Raw genomic sequence first — 16,220 nt, 5'->3', positions numbered from 1 at the left:
GAAGGCGTCACCGCACGCATCGCGCAACGCCTCCTCGCGATGACCGCCGCGATCTGGCACAACCGGACCACCGGCCAACCCGTGACCAGATCCCTAATCGCCTACGACCACTGACCAGACTTCGGACTTACTCGTCTAGCGGTGCTGGTCGACGTTCACACAAGCTCGGTGATGACAAATCGCGGTAGCTCAAGTTCGGTCGGTGGCGCGATTCTGAAGGTCCCACCCAACGCCTGCGGCGTCCATCCAGCGCCGAGGCCGTAATGGACAAGATCGTGTCGACGCCGCGTGAAAATTTCAACCGGCGTTGACAGATCGCGTACATCCTCGGCTGTCGGGTAGGGGTACGTCTCCCCGCTGCCGTGCATGTCGGTCTCGACGTACCCAGGCTCAGAAGCAACGACGGGCCGCTCGGTTAAGTCGACCTGTAGGGCGCGACCGGTCTTTCCCGCACCCCACACGCGAAGCCTTATACAGCGGTGAAGACGACCGTCCGGGCCAGCTGCGGACCGAATGTCGGCCTGCCAGGTGAACTCCCGACCGTCGACGTGAAGCGTGCGCAGCCTCGACCTCATCAGCCCCCGACGTCGCCGACACGCGGGCTCGGGCTACAACTGGTGGTCGCGGACGAGTCCTGAACGCCGGATGGCGAACGTGAGTCCTGCCTTGAATAGGCGCTTCGATTTATGCTGGGGAAGGCTCGGCGCATGTCCTGTAGCTTGGGGTACGACGGCGAGGGTATTGTCCGAAATGGCTGTTGCCGAGATCCGCGTTGCCCGCCCAGCCCTGTCGGGAGCAGTAATGTCGGAATCCGCCTCGTCCTTCGCCGATCGACTCCGCACGCTGATCATGAATCGTGGGATCAGCTATCGTGCATTGGCTAAGCAGACCTTCTACAGCAAGAGCTACCTTCACGACCTGGCCTGCGGTCGGAAGACTCCGGCCCTGAGTACCGCCCAGCGCTTGGACACCGCCTTGGCAGCGGACGGGACACTGCTCGCGCTCGCTGCGGTCCCTTATGTCGAGGGAAAGCGGGCGGCCAGCGGTGGGGTGCAATCGTTGCGACGCGATGCCGATCAGCTCGCAGACCTGCTCGTCACGCAGGCGCCTACGACCGAGAACGCTGCCGCGCTGGCCCATCAGTGGCTGATCACTGAGCCACCGCAGCGATATGAGCTGAGCGCGGGCCGGCGTGTCGGGGACGAAACGGTGGCTCGGATTGAGGACCGGGTTCGTCAGCTTCGGCGGCTGGACGACCACGTGGGCGGTGCCAAGACCTACGCAATGGTTTACGCCGAGTTGGCCGCCACCGCCGACCTTTTGCGTGTGGGCAGCTACAGGGAAGCAGTAGATCGACGGCTGCTCGTCGTCATTGCTGACCTGTGTCAGTTGGCGGGCTTCGTCGCCGAGGATTCTGGCCGGGTTGCTGAGGCACGCCACTACTACCTGACCGGGATGCGCGCCGCACACGCTGGTGGCGACCCTGCGAGCGCAGCCAACTGCCTCAGCAGCCTCTCCTACCTTGAAGCGAATCTCGGCAACCGACGTGAGGCGGTAACCCTGGCTCGATCGGCCTACGTGGGAGGCAGGGATGCGGCCGAGGCCACTGGCCAAGCTCTGCTGCTTGAGCGCGTGGCCTGGGCGCACGCGCGCATGGGAGAGGCGAGTCTCGCCGAGCGGGCCCTGGGCGACGTCGCGGAGATCTACCAGCACGTTGACCTGGGCGATGCGCCTTCCTGGGCGTACTGGTTGACCCAGGACGAGGTGCAGGTCATGGCGGGGCGTGTGTGGACTGAATTGCGTCGGCCGCTTAGAGCGGTCCCCATCTTGGAAGACGCCATCCGTCGCTACGGCGACGACTCGCCCCGCGAGACCTCCTTGTATCTCGGTTGGCTCACCCAAGCGCTGCTGCAAGCCGGAGAGGTTGAGCAGGCCATCGTCGTGGCCGGTCGTTCCGTGGCTCTGGCGCGCTCGGCGCGGTCACAGCGTGCCGTTGACCGTGTCGCCGAGCTGCGTCACATGATCGCTGCTGTCGACGGCAGGACGAGCGCTGCTGACGAGTTCCTAGAGCTGTCCGCTGGCCTGTCCGCCGACCCAGGCGGACACCTCGAAGGACAGTAGCGGACGCGATCAGTCTGGATCGCAACCGATGATCGTCACAGGCTGTCACCTAGGCATCGCTGAATGACTCCGAATGGAGCGGCGAGCTGGGCGCGGCGGCCAACTCAGTCATGTGCACGTCGCGCCCCGACCCGTGAGGTGGGGGAATGAGCGGCAGACACGATGGGTGCGGCGACGAGACGGCGAGCAAGGGTGAACAGGCTGAGGCGGCCGAGCGGGAGGCTGCCAAGCAGCGCATCCTGGCTCAGGCCGAGGCGGAGCGCGTACCCGTGGACGACACGACTCGTGCGGTCCCGGATCGGCGGTGGCGGCGTGAGCAGCGATGACCTCCCCATCGGCCGACGGGTCGCCGGCTGGCGGGTGCGGCGCTCGATGACCCAGCAGATGCTGGCCGATCGCCTGCGCAGGTCGAAGAGCTGGGTCGACAAGATCGAACGCGGCGTCCGCCCCCTGGACCGGTACTCCGTGATCCAGGAGCTGTCCCGCGTCCTGCGGATCGACCCAGAGGTGCTGCTCTGCCAACCGCCCAGCACCCTGACGAGCACCCCGACCGGAGTGGACGACATCCGGGCCGCCCTCGCCCGCTACGACACCCCGCCGACCCCGCCACACCTGCACGAGCTGAGGCGGCAGGTCGGGCACGCCTGGTTGACGTACCAGCACGCGCACTACCCGCAGTTGGTGCGAACGGTGCCGAACCTGCTCGACGCCGCCCAGGGCGCGGGGTCGCCGGAGCTGATGGTGCAGGCGTACCGGATCACCGCGCTGCTGCTGGTCAAGCTCGGCGAGGCCGACCTCGCCTGGCTGGCCGCCGACCGAGCGATGGGCGCTGCCCAAGACGACCCCGTCCTCGCGGCGACGGCGGCAATCGCGGTGGCCCAGGCCCTACGCGCGTCGGGCCGCGACCGGCTGGCCCTGTCGGCGACCCTCACGGCGGCCAACCGCGCTCTTCCACCGACACTCCACCTCGGTGATCATGAAGTTAGCGGCACTTTTGGAGATCAAAGTCGACAACAACTTCATGATCAACGGGGACGGGGTGAGCACGCAGGGCCGGGTGACCGTCGCGTGTGGGCGGTGGGTGGGGCGTTGCTGGTCCAGGCCGCCCTCGCGGCCGCTGGCTGCGGCGAGCACCGCCGCGCCACCGAGTTGATCGACCGGGCCGCGGGCGTTGCCGCGAACCTCCGGGGGTACGACGACCCGCACGGCACCAGCTTCGGGACGGTCACCGTGGAGATGGCGCGGGTGCTCCTCGCGGCGCAACGGGGTGACACCGACGGCGCACTGGCACGACACGTGAGCGTCGTTCGCCGGGAGGTGTGGCGGCGGTTGCCGGCCGAGTATCGGGGTGCCTACCTGCTGGACGCCGCGCGCATCTACCTGCACGCCGGTGACCTGCGCGGGGCGGCACGCGCCCTCGTCGACGCGGACAGTATCGCGCCGGCTGAGGTCCGGGGGCGGCCTCTGGCGCGTACTCTCATCGGCGATGTTGCTCGGGCGCGGCCGGCGCCGGCGGGCGTGGCGCGACTGGCGACGGTGGTCGGGCTTACCCGGTGACGGACTCGCGGTGGCGTACGTCGTCGGCGGGGTTGATGGTGCGGACGGGGTTGGGGACCGGGCCGCGTCGCCGCCACTCGCGGGGGTAGCCGAGCGAGACCTCCTCGAAGCGGACGCCGTCGTAGAAGGTCGTGCGGGGGATGTGCAGGTGCCCGTAGACCATCGTGGACGCGCCGAAGCGCAGGTGCCAGTCGCGGGTGCGGACGGTGCCGCACCACTGGGCGAACTCCGGGAACCACAGGATGTCGGTGGGCTCGCGCATCAGCGGGTAGTGGTTGACCAGCACGGTCGGCAGGTCCGGGTCGCGCTCGGTGAGCCGGCGCTCGGTCTCGGTGACGCGGGCGTCGCACCAGGCCTCGCGGCTCGGGTACGGGTCGGGGTGCAACAGCGCTTCGTCGGTGCAGACCACGCCGGCCTTGTACGCGATGTCCAGTGACTCCTGTTTGGTGCTCGCCTGGGGCACCCGGAACGTGTAGTCGTAGAGCACGAAGAGCGGGGCGATGGTGGCGGGGCCGCCCTCGCCGTCCCACACCGGGTACGGGTCCTCGGGCGTGACGACGCCCAGGCGTTGGCACATCGCCACCAACTCGCGGTAGCGGGCCTCGCCGCGCAGGTGCTCCGGGTCGCCCGGTGGCGTCCACAGCTCGTGGTTGCCGGGTGCCCAGATCACCTTGGCGAACCGGCTGCTCAGCAGGTCGAGCGCCCACTCGATGTCGGCGAACCGGTCGGCCACGTCGCCGGCCACCAGCAGCCAGTCGCCGGGGTGGTCCGGGCGTAGCTCCTGGACGAACGCGCGGTTCTCCGCATAGCTGATGTGCAGGTCGCTGACGGCACGCAGTCGGGGCGAAACGCTCACGCCTTGAGGCTAGGCGGCGCTGGCCCGATCGGCACCCCGCCCGGTTCGTGTCCGTTCCGGACGGCAAGCCGGTGTCGCAGTGGGCGACCCAGTTTTCGACGACCTATGCCGCTTTTATCAGAAGTTGCCGGTCAAATCGCGATTGAGGAGGATCATGCGGCGGCGAATCACGACCGGCTGATAGTCGGCCGATCACGCCGCGACTGAAACATGATCGTAATAAGAGTTTACGGCGGGACGTTCATGCTGACTGGCATTCTGGGCCGTCCGTCGGCTGAGGAGCGGTGAGTGCCAGATTTATCGAATTTCGGCTGTCCTGAGGACTTTTACAAGTGGGTGCCCTCTGGCTCTTACCTCAGCCTGGAGCGGGACGTGCCGCCGGAGGTCATGTCTGCCAGCTCGGTTCCCGGCGTGAACATGGTCTACTTGGTCCCGGATTCGGCCGTTGTGTCTGCGGCCGGGCGGTTCCTACAGACACAGTCGTTCGACGTGCAGGCGCGCACGGTGCTGGCAGGCTCGTCGGCATCGGCTGCCGCCCAACTGGATCTCGCCGACGCGATCACCCTGGCGGACACACTACGGCTGCCGGTCCGCCTGAGCAGAGCTCAGGCCGGCGGAAGTAACGATCGCTTCCTGCTGCCCATCGACGCGACGTTTCGTCCTGTCGCTGCCGACGCCGCTGATCACGTACTCGTCCTGCCGGAGCGCCACCTGATCGCGGACTACCCCGACGCCGCGACCGACACCGAAGTCTTGGCTCGAATCCGCGACGGCGCGCCGATGCTGAGTCAGCTGCGATGGAACGGTACGCGGGTCGAGGTGGGCCTGCCGCAGCAGATTGTCGGCGCCCGGTTCGCCGACCTTGATCTCAGCGGAGTGCCAGCCGAACAACTCCGACCTGTCGAGGGCGGAATCGGGGGGCTCCTGGACGAACTCATCGCCCTGATGCCTTACCAGGGCGTCCGGATTCGTGCCACCACCGACAGCGTCACCGAGGACATCGTCGCAGTGCGAGCGTCTGACGGTATCGCTCTGCTCCACGAGGCCCCGACTGGGACCATCGCTGCGACCCTGCCCCGCCACCCGATCACGCTCAGCGTTTCACCGCCGGTGAGCATCCCGGGCATGGACGCCCGAGTCGATCTGCCGCAGCCGCTGACGGACCGGCTGAAGGAGACACTCGACCACAGCATCGCGGGGATGCTCGGCTCCTTGCAGCTCATACCAGTCGGTTCGACCGGACAGGAGAATGTCGGGCCGCGTGCGATCCTCAAGGCCCATCTTGAAGCGACCCGCAGCAACGTCGGACGAGCATCTGGCGCCGACCTCGAGGGCTTGCGGACCACAGTTGAGCAACTGAGCCACGGCTTCTTCTCCTGGCGTCAAGTCCTCGCCGACAGCACCTCCGGCGTACACCCGGAGTCGGTACGGTCAGGTGGCCTCCCGGCGCGGCCCGAATGGCACGCTGCTCTGGCTGCCCAGGTGCGTGAGCTGCATGAGAGGTTGACGCACCTTCCCACCGACCAGCGGGACGCGAGCACGCAGCGCAGTTCCTCGCCGCTGGGGATCGTGTGGACGCGGAACATGGCTCGTCAGCAGCTCGTGCATGCCACTGGTCGGCTTGAGGCCGCCCTGTTCGCCTTGGATGGCGGGCAGCGTGCACCCTGGGTGCTGACCGACATCGACGCGGAGGTCGACGAAGCCAGGCGGATATTGACCGACACGCTGGCGGAGATCGGCAAGGCGGTCGAGAGTCGCGACGTTCCCGTTACGGAACTCGCCTCCCCATCGGACTCCTGGGAGCCGCGCGAGAAGTTCGCCCCACCATTGTGGCTGGTTCCGGACGGTCACTCGCGGGCGATTTTGGGAGCTGAGGATCAGCCCGCCGATTTCACAGACGCGTTGATCACCAAGATCAAGTCGGAGATCGTCTCGGCGTTCTACCAATTTGGCATCGAACTGAAGCCAGCTGAGCTAAGTAGCGTGGTGACGAGAGCAGCGCTGCTCACGGCTGCGGCAGACGTGATCGGTGACGAATGGACGTTCGAGGTCCAGGGCCACTCTGTCGCGGTGTCGCTCGCCCTGGGGCGTACGGAGAACGGGTGGCGGCAGGTCTCCGACGCTGTGGAGATGCGCGGCAAGCAGACGACGAGTCTCGCCGGACGGCACAGCCGTGGTCACGGGCACATGAACTTCCTCGACACGAACACCAACCTGTCCTGGTACCTGGGGCACAAGCCCGAATTGGTGAAAAAGGGCTTCACCATGAACGAGGCGTATGCCGGCCTCGCCACGATAGTCTGGAGTGAGCACGAGGAAGCCAACACCCTCAGTCTGGCCCTCTCGTCGGAACGCACCATCAAGAATTCCTCCTACATCTCGTACCTGTTCGCTTTCGACGCGACGGTGAACATTGGTGTCACCTCTCCCGACAATATTCAGAACCAGAACGTCGACCGTCAGACCGCGGTACCCGGCGCGGTCAAAATCTTCGTGTCGCGGGAGACCGCCCGACCCCTCGACGCGGCCGCGACCGACTTCTCCGAGGCGAAGCATCCGACCTACGGTGCCCCGACCTACGCAGCATCCACGGTGGCTGCCGACGCACCGATCAAGTTGCCGAGAGATTCGGCGGTTCAAACATTCTCCGGGGTTTCCGAAATTCGTCAAATGGTCGAGGAATACGTCGCGGACCTCGCCAAGCCGGGTAGCCCCGAGCATAAACGACTGCTCGCGGGACTGAAACCGAAGATGATGGTCGCCGGATCGTTCGCGGCGGCGACGAAGGGCTACGAGATCGTCTTCGGTGACATCGCGGGCCATGCCCCGTCGAGCGTCACAATCCACTTCGTCCCTGTCAACCCACGTGTGATCATCGAGAGCGACGACGCAACGTGGATGGACATCGATGATCAGACATCGATCTCGCACAACTCGGAACAGGTCGCTGCGGACGGCTTCGACATCCCGCCCGGTCTCCTGTTGCAGGCGTTCGGCATCGAGCTCCTCCCGGTAGCTGGCGCGGCGCTGCCGTCCGTCGCGAAGTTGGAGCCATACCTCTTCGCCTGGCCCACGCTGGACGCGGTGCGAATCAGGTCTGGGCCCAGCCTCGATGTTTCCGATCTGTCCGGGGTGCGCTTCACCGGTGAGCGGACCGCGGTCGTTGCTTTCGATGTCAACGTGTGGCTCGAACGGTCCGACCGGCCAAACCAGTTGAAAGGCCCGAGCCAGCTGACGCAGGCTCTCTATCAACGGGTGCTGCGGGAAGACGCCAAGCAGTGGGCCGATCTGGCGACGCTTGCGGGAGATGTCGATTCTCAGAGCCTCTCTCTCCAGGTGCGTCCCGGGCAGCAGCTGTCCGCAGTCACTCGCATCGCGGACCTGACTCTCGACTCACCCGGTCAGAGCCCAGCCGGACCTCGCCAGCAGCCATTGGTGGAAGCGGTGCTGGCGTTGATTCGTGCCCACTACCCAGGCTTGGTGGTCCACGAGGACGGTGCCGCGACCCACTACGCCGGTCGGTGGAGCAGCGTCGCCGACGCTCGGATGGCATTGGAGAACACCCGCCGGGTTCGCGATCAACTCAATGAGGACAGCGCGGCCAGCCTCATCCGGCGGGCTCAGGGAGCAGCGGGCGTTGCATTCGCACTGAGCAGGAAGGGCATCAGCGGGCGCGGCGGCGACCAGGTCGTGGTCCGCATCATGGCCCGCCGAGGGCAGTTGGCTGACGATGAGTCGGTCACCTTCGAGGATCCGCAGTACGTCCGCTGGCTGCCACTGTCGGAGGTTGACGCCAACAAGACCAGTAACCAGGACCTCATCACCACGTCGATCAAGGATCCGGGAATCTGGGCGGGCCTACAGCCGATGCTGGCGTTGGTGCACGTCAGCACCAAGGTGTTGAAGTCGTTGCAGTTCCGGCCGATCATGCAAGGCAAATACGGCAAGGCGACACAGGTCAGCAGTGGCCTCGCCACCTGGGGTATGCACGGCATCAGCGTCGACGACGAAGCCCAGTTCACCGGACCGGTGGTCTTCCTGATGCAGCTGGAAGGCCCCGGAACGGTGACGCCACTCAACGATCAGCCGTGGCCAGGGTCGGTCAGGCCCGCGCTTCCCGTGGTCCATCGGGCGCCACCCGTGACCGGCACGTACACCATGTCGATCCCGTCCGACATGACATTGAAGGCGGTTGCGAAGGATGGGCAGTCGACCAACATTCCGTACTCCCTGGACCTGCCCAGCCTCAAGGCCGCCGGGGTGGCCTCGTTCGCCGGGGACGATGGCACCCCGTTGCGCTACCGCCCGACAGCCGACAAGCCGCTGCCATCGGACACACCGCTCTTCCTGACTGCCGACACGCTTGTCAGCCAGGTAGTCGTGGCGCTGACCGAGATGGTGCACGGGCCTATCCCGCTGGAGTTGCGCCTGAAAGTCGAGCAACTGCTCGGGGCCGGGCTCGACGAGTGGCTCCCGTGGCACTCCGTAGGTGACCAAGCAGGGGGCCCTGCCGCCCTGGAAATCTACGATGGCCCGATCAGCGCACCCCGGGGGGCATCCCAGGAGCAGACCAAGGCCACCATCGGCATGCGCCTGGTGTTCGAGGATGCTGACGGCTTCCAGTTGAACGGCCTACCACTGTCCTTCGGCACCTACTCCGACATGGGCGTGGCGGCAGTCAACTCCACCGGACTCCAGGTCACGAAGGGTTTCTGGGGCGGGCTGCGAATGCGGTTCCCTCTCAACATCCACAAAAAACTGCGCGGCATCCACATCGACCAGTACAGCTATCAACCCCAGCTTGCCCAGCGACGGGAGAAGACGGTCGCCTCCGAGGTGGAGAGCGCCGGCAGTTCCGGGCGACTGCACATGAACGTCAGTCGGATGGCGCTGGCTGCCGTCAACGTCCACGTCGAGGTGTCGATCGAGACACGCGTCGAACGTAACCTCGCCGGCAAGGTCGCCAAGTGGGCTCTCCCGCCGGCTGGGGCAGCACAGCGGGCGTTGCGAACCGCTGCTGGTGTGTTCGGAAGCTGGGGCCAGGCGGTCGCGAACTTCTTGCTCCCCTCGGGCACGGGGGGAAATCGCACCGTGAGCGTGCCAGCCGTCGGCCAAACGGCCTTCGATGCGCTGGACGCCACCGAACTGGGGCTGATGCCGCCTCAGATGGCACTGCACTACGACAAGACGGTCACCTACGTCCTGCCCTCGACGCTGCGGCACGGACTCGGGGGTGGATCAGTGGCGAAGCCACCGGTCCTGAGCGGGTTTCTCACCCAGGTGGTGCAGTCGGTTGAGGAGCGGTACGGCTATTTTGTCGCCAAAGCCGTACGTCAGGATATTGGCAAGCTTGGAGGCCCTGCCGCTGGCGGAGCGGTGGTGAACACGTTGCTCGGCGGCGGCGTCCGCATCGAGGTGCCGGTATCCGAGTACCTGCGCGCGTGGGGACTGCCAATACTGCCCGGCACCCGCACCATCACCGTCATGCTTCAGGCATCCCCGATCGGCGGCGAATATCTGGGCGTGGCACCGAGTCTGCACCGGCTCGGAAACCGGGCCGGCAGTGACACGACGAGGCGGGAGGCGGAGACCCGCGATTCGCGGACGATTCTCGATTACATGCGGGGATGGTTCGTCACCGAACCGGATGGTGCCAACAGCATGTTGGTCAACCTGCACGGCGACCTACGCGGCATAACCAAGCGCTCGACGACGCAAGCCGAGCATCAGGAACTCAGCACTGGCCTGATCCAGGAAACCGGGCGCTCCGGTGATGGCCTGGTCCAGTGGGCCAACGACAACGGCATCGAACCCGAGAGTCTGCGCGATGTCGGAAGTGCCGGAGGGGCGACGTTCGACGTACGCCTGCGATTGACAGCGAAGGTGACGGTCGAGACGGCACCGACGGCAGTGGCGGACGCGGCGACTTCCGGTGCGTTCCAGACCGAGGACCTGTGGTGGGTCGGCCAGGATGACGATAAAGGCCAGCCGAATCCCGACTATGTCGTTACAACTCGGGTGAAGTTCGACCCGCGACTACTGCAACAGGCCGTGTCTGATGTGGCACCGGAGATGGCCGCACCGACGGCCGTCGCGCCCGTAACAGTGCCGACGTTCGACCTGCCGGTCGGTCAATCCCTCGCCGATCACCGTGTCGGCCTGGAAATCGACCAGGCCACACTGGCTCGCGCCAGGGAGGGCCTGATCTTCGGCATCGGCGCGATACGCGATCACGTTACTCACCTCGCCACGCCCGAGGCCGTCACAGCTCCCCTGCCCCTATCGGAGGTCGAAAGCCCATTCGCCGGCCTGATCGTCAAGGCTGCCCAGGGTGTGGCCAGCCTCTGGCAGAACTACGTATGGTCAGCACCGCCTGGCTCGTCATGGTTCCACCCGAAGAGCGTCATCGCTGATCAGATCTTTGCCATCATCAATCCGGCGTTCCTCGCCAACCGCCTGCCCGAACTCCTCACCACCGGTATCACGGAACGGATACTGCTCCCGCGCTACCGGTTCTACCACCACTTCGCCGACCTCGAGTTGCACGTCGATCCCATTGAGGTCACGGAACACGGGATTACCCATGACGTGATGGACAAGTCGATGCAGGCAACCACAGTCACCGACAGCCACACCACGACGAGCTCTGCCGGTCACGCGTTCATGCCCTGGATCAACCCAGACTTCGCGCTGACGAATTACGAATACTACGACGGGCCGGGGACAGCCTCCATGGGGGTGTTGCAGGGAGCCGACATCATTAGTCGACACGACGAGAGTGCCGGCACCCGGGAAAAGAAAGCCGCCAGCGGCGGTGTCAAGACCACCGGCGGTTCGTACACCACCCTGGAGTTCAGGGTGCGCTGGCTCGCCGCGATCAAACCCACTAATCCACCCGGTGGCAAGCTCAATCCCTACGGGTGGTTGTCCCCGCAGTACATCGAAATTCCCGACGGTGTGATCCGGCTACCGGTGCCAACCAATCTCAAGCACGAGATCATGGCCTCCCCGCGTCGCTTCCTCACGGCGGCGACGCCAACTCCAATCGTTCGTTCGACCCGGCCGGCACCGGCCGCTGTGGAAGACCTGGGCGGCCATGGAGATTCCGCCGGTGCCGCGGAGACCGCCCACGTGCCGCTGTGGCCGTTGAAGCTGCCTGCCACCGTCGACACTCGTGACGGGCTTGTCCATGTCATCCCGGCAGCTCGCAACGAGCGCCACTCCTCGTTAATCAACAATCTGGCCACGGCCGCCGCTGCCGTTCAGCAGCCGGTGATTCTGTTGAACCAACCGACTCGCCAGGCGCTACCATCCGCGCTCGCGGACCTGAACTATCTGCTCGAACAGTACGCCCAACGTGGCCAGCTACCCATCGTGGTGACGACCATGACCTCGGTGCTCAGTCAGGTGATCGAGCAGACGAACAAATATGGCGCGGTGGTGTTGCACCCTGCCCCGGCGGCCGGGCTCCGACTCGATAACGAATGGACGATGTCGCCCCCGGAGCATGCAACCGATGCCGGCAACGCACGTTTGCTGGCAGGGCAGAGCCTGTTTGGGCGGGCAGCCGGAACGAGCGGCTGGCGATGGGACAACATCACCCCGGAGGTTCTGCGGACCGCTGGTGAGCAGGCTAGGAAGACCCCAGCGGTCGCTGTGGTCGACGACATGCTCGGTAACTTGATCTGGGCAGCGAACCTGACGAAGGCGCGGGATGTCCTTCGGGAGAACCGGCAGCGATGGACTGCTGAGTGGCGAGCGTCCAGCCTGGCCCAGGTTGAGAAGATGCTCGAACGAGTGCCCAACCAGCCTGAGTTGAGTGTCTTCGCGCCCGTGCTCGAGTTCGAAGCGAAGGGGCAGGCCGACATCGTCTTCGACTACGCCCTCGCTGAGCCGGCCGACCAACCCAGAGTGCTGATCGAGGCGGTGAACGGTCTGGAAGGAGCTGGAAAGCTCAACCCGACCAGCCCGCTGGACGGCGGTCTCACTACGGTCGAGCTGCAATCGATGGTGACCAGAGTTGGTGGGCCCGATGTCGCGAAGACGATGCTGCAGGCTCTGCAGGACATCAAAACGGATTTCGGCGCAGCCGAGGCCTTCGTTCTCGCCAACAAGGACAAACTCGACCTGCCGCAGAAAGAGCAGTGGGTCGGGGCGATTGCCCTGCTCTCGGGGTACGGCGACCAACAGAAGGCGGCCCTGACCGCAGCCGTCTTCGAATGCTGATGGCGCTCTGGTCGGGTCATCCGCGTAGGCCGTGTGTCAAGGTCCTCGGTCGAGCAGAGGGGCGGACGGCGGACGGCGGACGGCGGACACCACGATGAGGGTGATGCCTGTGAGTCATCTTGATGACCCACAGGCATCACGCTCAATGGAGGGGGCGGCTCCGATCCGGCCGGACCACGGGCCCGCGAGCGACGGTTCACCAGCGGCCGAAACGGCCGGTCCTCTCGGCCTCCGCAGGCCGGCCAGGGGCTTTGACACACGGCCTAGGTGGCAGAGGTTCGCGGCACCAGGAGTCGTGACCTGGGATCGGCTGTCATGCAGTCAGCCAACGGCATATCCGGTGACCCGGCGGGAAAGCGCGAGGCGTCCGACAGCCCAAACCGGAGCAGGAGAAAACATGCCTTTCATCACCGTGGGGACGGAAAACTCCGCACCCATCGACCTGTACTACGAGGACCACGGTTCCGGTAAGCCCGTGGTGCTCATCCACGGCTTCCCGTTCAACGGGGCAACGTGGGAGAAGGAGACCAAGGCGCTGCTCGACGCCGGATACCGGACGATCACCTACGATCGGCGTGGCTACGGCAACTCGGCGCAGCCGGCGTACGGGTACGACTACAACACGTTCGCCGCGGACCTGGACGTGCTGATGACCGAGCTGGACCTCAACGACGTGACCCTGGTGGGGCACTCGATGGGCACCGGCGAGGTGATTCGCTACCTGGGCAACTACGGTTCCCAGCGGGTGAGCAAGGCAGTGGTGCTCAGCCCGCTGCAACCGATGCTGGCCAAGGCGGACGACAACCCCGAGGGCGTCGACCGGAACCTCTTCAAGGGCTTCCAGGACGCCATCATCAAGGACCGCTTCGCCTACCTGACGTCCTTCTGCGACGCGTTCTTCAACCCGGACCAGAACATGGGCAAGCGGGTCAGCGAAGAGGCGTACCGGGCGCACTGGCAGATCGGCGCGATGGCCTCCGGCAAGGCCACCCACGACAGCGTGGACTCCTGGCAGGAGGACTTCCGCCAGGACCTACCGAAGATCGACATTCCGGTGTTGATCGTGCAGGGTGACCAGGACCGGGTGCTGCCCTACCCGGTGACCGGCCAGCGGCTCGGCCCGATGATGCCCACCGGCACGCTCATCACGCTCAAGGGCGCGCCGCACGGCATCCCGTGGACGCACGCCGACGAGGTCAACAAGGCGATCATGGACTTCATGAAGCAGCCGGCGAAGGCCCGCGCCTGAGGGGTACCGGTAGCCGATCGGACACCAGCGCCGTAACGGCGCTGCGACACCCGGCCCCAGGGTTTCGCACCGGGGCCGGGTGCCGGCTTTCCTTGATCGTTGGTTGCTGGGCGACACGACACGCCGTGTCCGGTACTGCTGAGCAGCCAACGATCACGAAAAGGCCGCCTCACGCCCGGATCAGCGTCACCAGCCCGGCCGCCACCAGCACGCCGGCCCAGAGTCGGTCGACGTTGAACCAGGCCCTGCGCAGCACCCCCACCCCGAGCACCTCGTAGACCAGCACCGCGATGACCAGTGCGGTCCCGAGCATCGCCACGGTGTGTACCCCGGCGGCCGCGAGCCCGGGCAGCGCACCGACCGGCGCGGCGGCCAGGTGCCCGTTGTGGCCCCCGGACACCGGCTCGGTCACCAGCACCGGCAGCAGCATCAACCCCGCGCCGTGCGCCGACGACATGAGGAACGACCAGCCGGCGAGCTGTGCCGCCGACAGTCGCATCCCCGCCCAGCGGAAGTGCCGCTCGGAGAGCAGTCGCCACAGTCCGAAGCCGACCAGCAGCACCCCGCCGACCACCGCCAGGGCCGTGCTCGTCGTCACCGACCTGGTCGCGGTGACCAGGGCGGCGACGATCGCCACCGAGGCGAGGTGCCCCGCCGCGATCGGCGGCAGGGCCTTCAGCAGCGCGGCCCGGCTGCGCTCCTGAAGACCCCGGGCCACCGCGAACAGCCAGCCCATCGCCGGGTTCAGGCCGTGGAACGCGCCGAGCGCCGCGAGCGTGGCCAGGGTCCCGAGGGTCACGGAAAACAGTACGAGTCGGAGGACGCGTCCCCGCCCTGCAACCGGGTCTGGTGCACGCGCAGCCCCCGGAACTCGTCCCCGTGGGGGAAGAACCGCACGTCGGGGGTGAGTCCGCCGGCTTCGACGTCCACGTCGAGCTTGGCCAGCCACGCGCCCACCCCGTCGGGGTAGAACTGGTCGTCCCACGAGCCGTAGAGCGAGTTGCTGACGTAGACGCGCCGGCCGTCCCGGCTGACCTCCACCATCTGCGGACCGCCGGCCAGGGCCTCGTCGGGGGCGGACGGGTGGGCGGTGCGGCGGACGATCCCGCCCAGGTGCACCGAGCCGGTCTGCACCGGGTGCAGCGGGTCGCTGACGTCGTACTGGCGCAGCTCGCCGGTGCCCCAGCAGGACACGTAGAGGAAACGGTCGTCGACGGACAGGTCGATGTCGGTCACCAGCGGCGGCACCGCCCCGAAAGGTTCGAGCAGGTCGGGCAGGTCCGCCGGGTCGGCCGGCTCCGCCGGAATGTCGATCACCTTGGTGACCGCCCAGGCGTCCCCGTCGCGGTGCCACAGCCACACCGAGGCGGACAGGTCCTCGACGCTGATCACCACCCCGACGAACCCGTACGACTTCGTCGGGTCGTGCGCCGGTCGCAGCTCCAGCGGCATCTGGTACTGATCGCCCAGGTCGACCCGCTGCACGTGCCGGCGCTTGGCGAGGTCCCAGAAGTGGATGGCGTGACCGTAGCGGCGGCCCAGCAGCAGCTCCCCGATGATGCCGTCCTCGATCATCGACGGGGTGCCCCACTCGCTGGTGACCAGCACGTCCTGGTTGAGGTGCCACCACACGTCGTACGCGAGGAACTGCGGCCCCCGGTCGGCCTCCCACGCCCCGCGGACCTCGAAGGTGGTGTGGTCGAGGATCGCGACGCCACCCGGACCCTCCTCGCCGTCCGCGCCGCCCAGCGCCGACAGGTAGATCCCGTCCGGACCACAGTGCACGGTGTGCGGCCGGGAGTAACCGGCCCGCTTGGCCAGCTCCTCCGGGCCGATCACCTTGACGACCTGCGGCTGGCGGGGATCAGGCTGGGTGTCGATGACGTGGATGCGCGAGGAGCGCAGGCCCGGCACGATCAGGTAGCGCCGCTCGACGTGCGGGTGCGGGGCGGTCGGGCAGAGCGCGCTGCTGCACGCGTTCCAGCCGAAGTGGTGCAGCTCGTCGCCGAGGTGCGGCAGGTCGGTCCAGCCGACGACCCGGCCGTAGGCGGGGGAGTCCGGGTCGGTGTCGAGCACCACGATGGCGTCCGGGCGGCTGGCCGTACGGTCGAAGGCCGCCACGTAGGCGAGCTTCTCCGCCGGGGCGGTCGCCGCCTCCCGGGGTGACGGGTAGAAGGTGGGGTCGGGTGTCCAGCGGGTCATCGCATCTCC

8 protein-coding genes and 1 pseudogene are annotated in these 16,220 nt (G+C 66.7%); 6 read left to right on the top strand and 3 right to left on the bottom strand.

Features of this window, described 5'->3' with window-relative positions; translation table 11 throughout:
- From ACGFH9_RS29150 to ACGFH9_RS29135, 4 genes and pseudogenes are all read left to right on the top strand, one after another.
- A pseudogene (locus ACGFH9_RS29150) lies at positions 1–114 on the top strand (IS982 family transposase); the annotation flags it as partial.
- A 687-nt stretch (positions 115–801) separates the two neighbouring features.
- Positions 802–2,121: a helix-turn-helix domain-containing protein gene (locus tag ACGFH9_RS29145; protein WP_393225533.1), complete on the top strand. Its 1,320-nt coding sequence runs from the start codon at positions 802–804 to the stop codon at positions 2,119–2,121.
- Between the two features lie 146 nt (positions 2,122–2,267).
- Positions 2,268–2,447, top strand: a complete 180-nt coding sequence (locus ACGFH9_RS29140; protein ID WP_393225530.1) for a hypothetical protein — start codon at positions 2,268–2,270, stop codon at positions 2,445–2,447.
- On the top strand, positions 2,434–3,678 hold the full coding sequence (locus ACGFH9_RS29135) for a helix-turn-helix domain-containing protein (RefSeq protein ID WP_393225527.1): 1,245 nt from the start codon (positions 2,434–2,436) through the stop codon (positions 3,676–3,678). The genes ACGFH9_RS29140 and ACGFH9_RS29135 overlap by 14 nt, the downstream gene beginning before the upstream one ends.
- Here ACGFH9_RS29135 and ACGFH9_RS29130 read toward each other — a convergent pair.
- Positions 3,668–4,534, bottom strand: a complete 867-nt coding sequence (locus ACGFH9_RS29130; protein ID WP_393225524.1) for a metallophosphoesterase family protein — start codon at positions 4,532–4,534, stop codon at positions 3,668–3,670. The two genes, ACGFH9_RS29135 and ACGFH9_RS29130, sit on opposite strands and share 11 nt — an antisense overlap.
- 372 nt (positions 4,535–4,906) lie before the next feature.
- On the opposite strand from ACGFH9_RS29130, the gene ACGFH9_RS29125 reads away from it, so the two are divergent.
- Together ACGFH9_RS29125 and ACGFH9_RS29120 are read left to right on the top strand one after the other, a co-directional pair.
- Positions 4,907–12,760: a hypothetical protein gene (locus ACGFH9_RS29125; protein WP_393225523.1), complete on the top strand. Its 7,854-nt coding sequence runs from the start codon at positions 4,907–4,909 to the stop codon at positions 12,758–12,760.
- A gap of 397 nt (positions 12,761–13,157) precedes the next feature.
- The gene (locus tag ACGFH9_RS29120) at positions 13,158–14,009 is read left to right on the top strand and encodes an alpha/beta fold hydrolase (RefSeq protein WP_393225520.1); all 852 of its coding nucleotides are present in this window, start codon (positions 13,158–13,160) and stop codon (positions 14,007–14,009) included.
- 169 nt (positions 14,010–14,178) lie between these two features.
- Here the strand turns inward: ACGFH9_RS29120 and ACGFH9_RS29115 are convergent, their stop codons facing one another.
- Both ACGFH9_RS29115 and ACGFH9_RS29110 read right to left on the bottom strand, forming a co-directional pair.
- Positions 14,179–14,808: a hypothetical protein gene (locus ACGFH9_RS29115; protein ID WP_393225518.1), complete on the bottom strand. Its 630-nt coding sequence runs from the start codon at positions 14,806–14,808 to the stop codon at positions 14,179–14,181.
- Positions 14,805–16,211: a selenium-binding family protein gene (locus tag ACGFH9_RS29110; protein WP_393225515.1), complete on the bottom strand. Its 1,407-nt coding sequence runs from the start codon at positions 16,209–16,211 to the stop codon at positions 14,805–14,807. The genes ACGFH9_RS29115 and ACGFH9_RS29110 overlap by 4 nt, the downstream gene beginning before the upstream one ends.
- Between the last annotated feature and the right edge of the window lie 9 nt (positions 16,212–16,220).

Origin of the sequence: Micromonospora sp. NPDC049102 (genome assembly GCF_043197485.1) — a bacterium.
Taxonomy (GTDB): Bacteria; Actinomycetota; Actinomycetes; order Mycobacteriales; family Micromonosporaceae; genus Micromonospora.
The sequence above is the reverse complement of the archived record's forward strand: the minus strand, read 5'-3'. Positions and strand labels throughout refer to the sequence as shown.

Bases quoted from the DNA above. Each gene is read 5' to 3' on its own strand.
- ACGFH9_RS29145 (WP_393225533.1), top strand. From the start codon at position 802: ATGTCGGAATCCGCCTCGTCCTTCGCCGATCGACTCCGCACGCTGATC.
- ACGFH9_RS29140 (WP_393225530.1), top strand. From the start codon at position 2,268: ATGAGCGGCAGACACGATGGGTGCGGCGACGAGACGGCGAGCAAGGGT.
- ACGFH9_RS29120 (WP_393225520.1), top strand. From the start codon at position 13,158: ATGCCTTTCATCACCGTGGGGACGGAAAACTCCGCACCCATCGACCTG.
- ACGFH9_RS29110 (WP_393225515.1), bottom strand. From the start codon at position 16,211: ATGACCCGCTGGACACCCGACCCCACCTTCTACCCGTCACCCCGGGAG.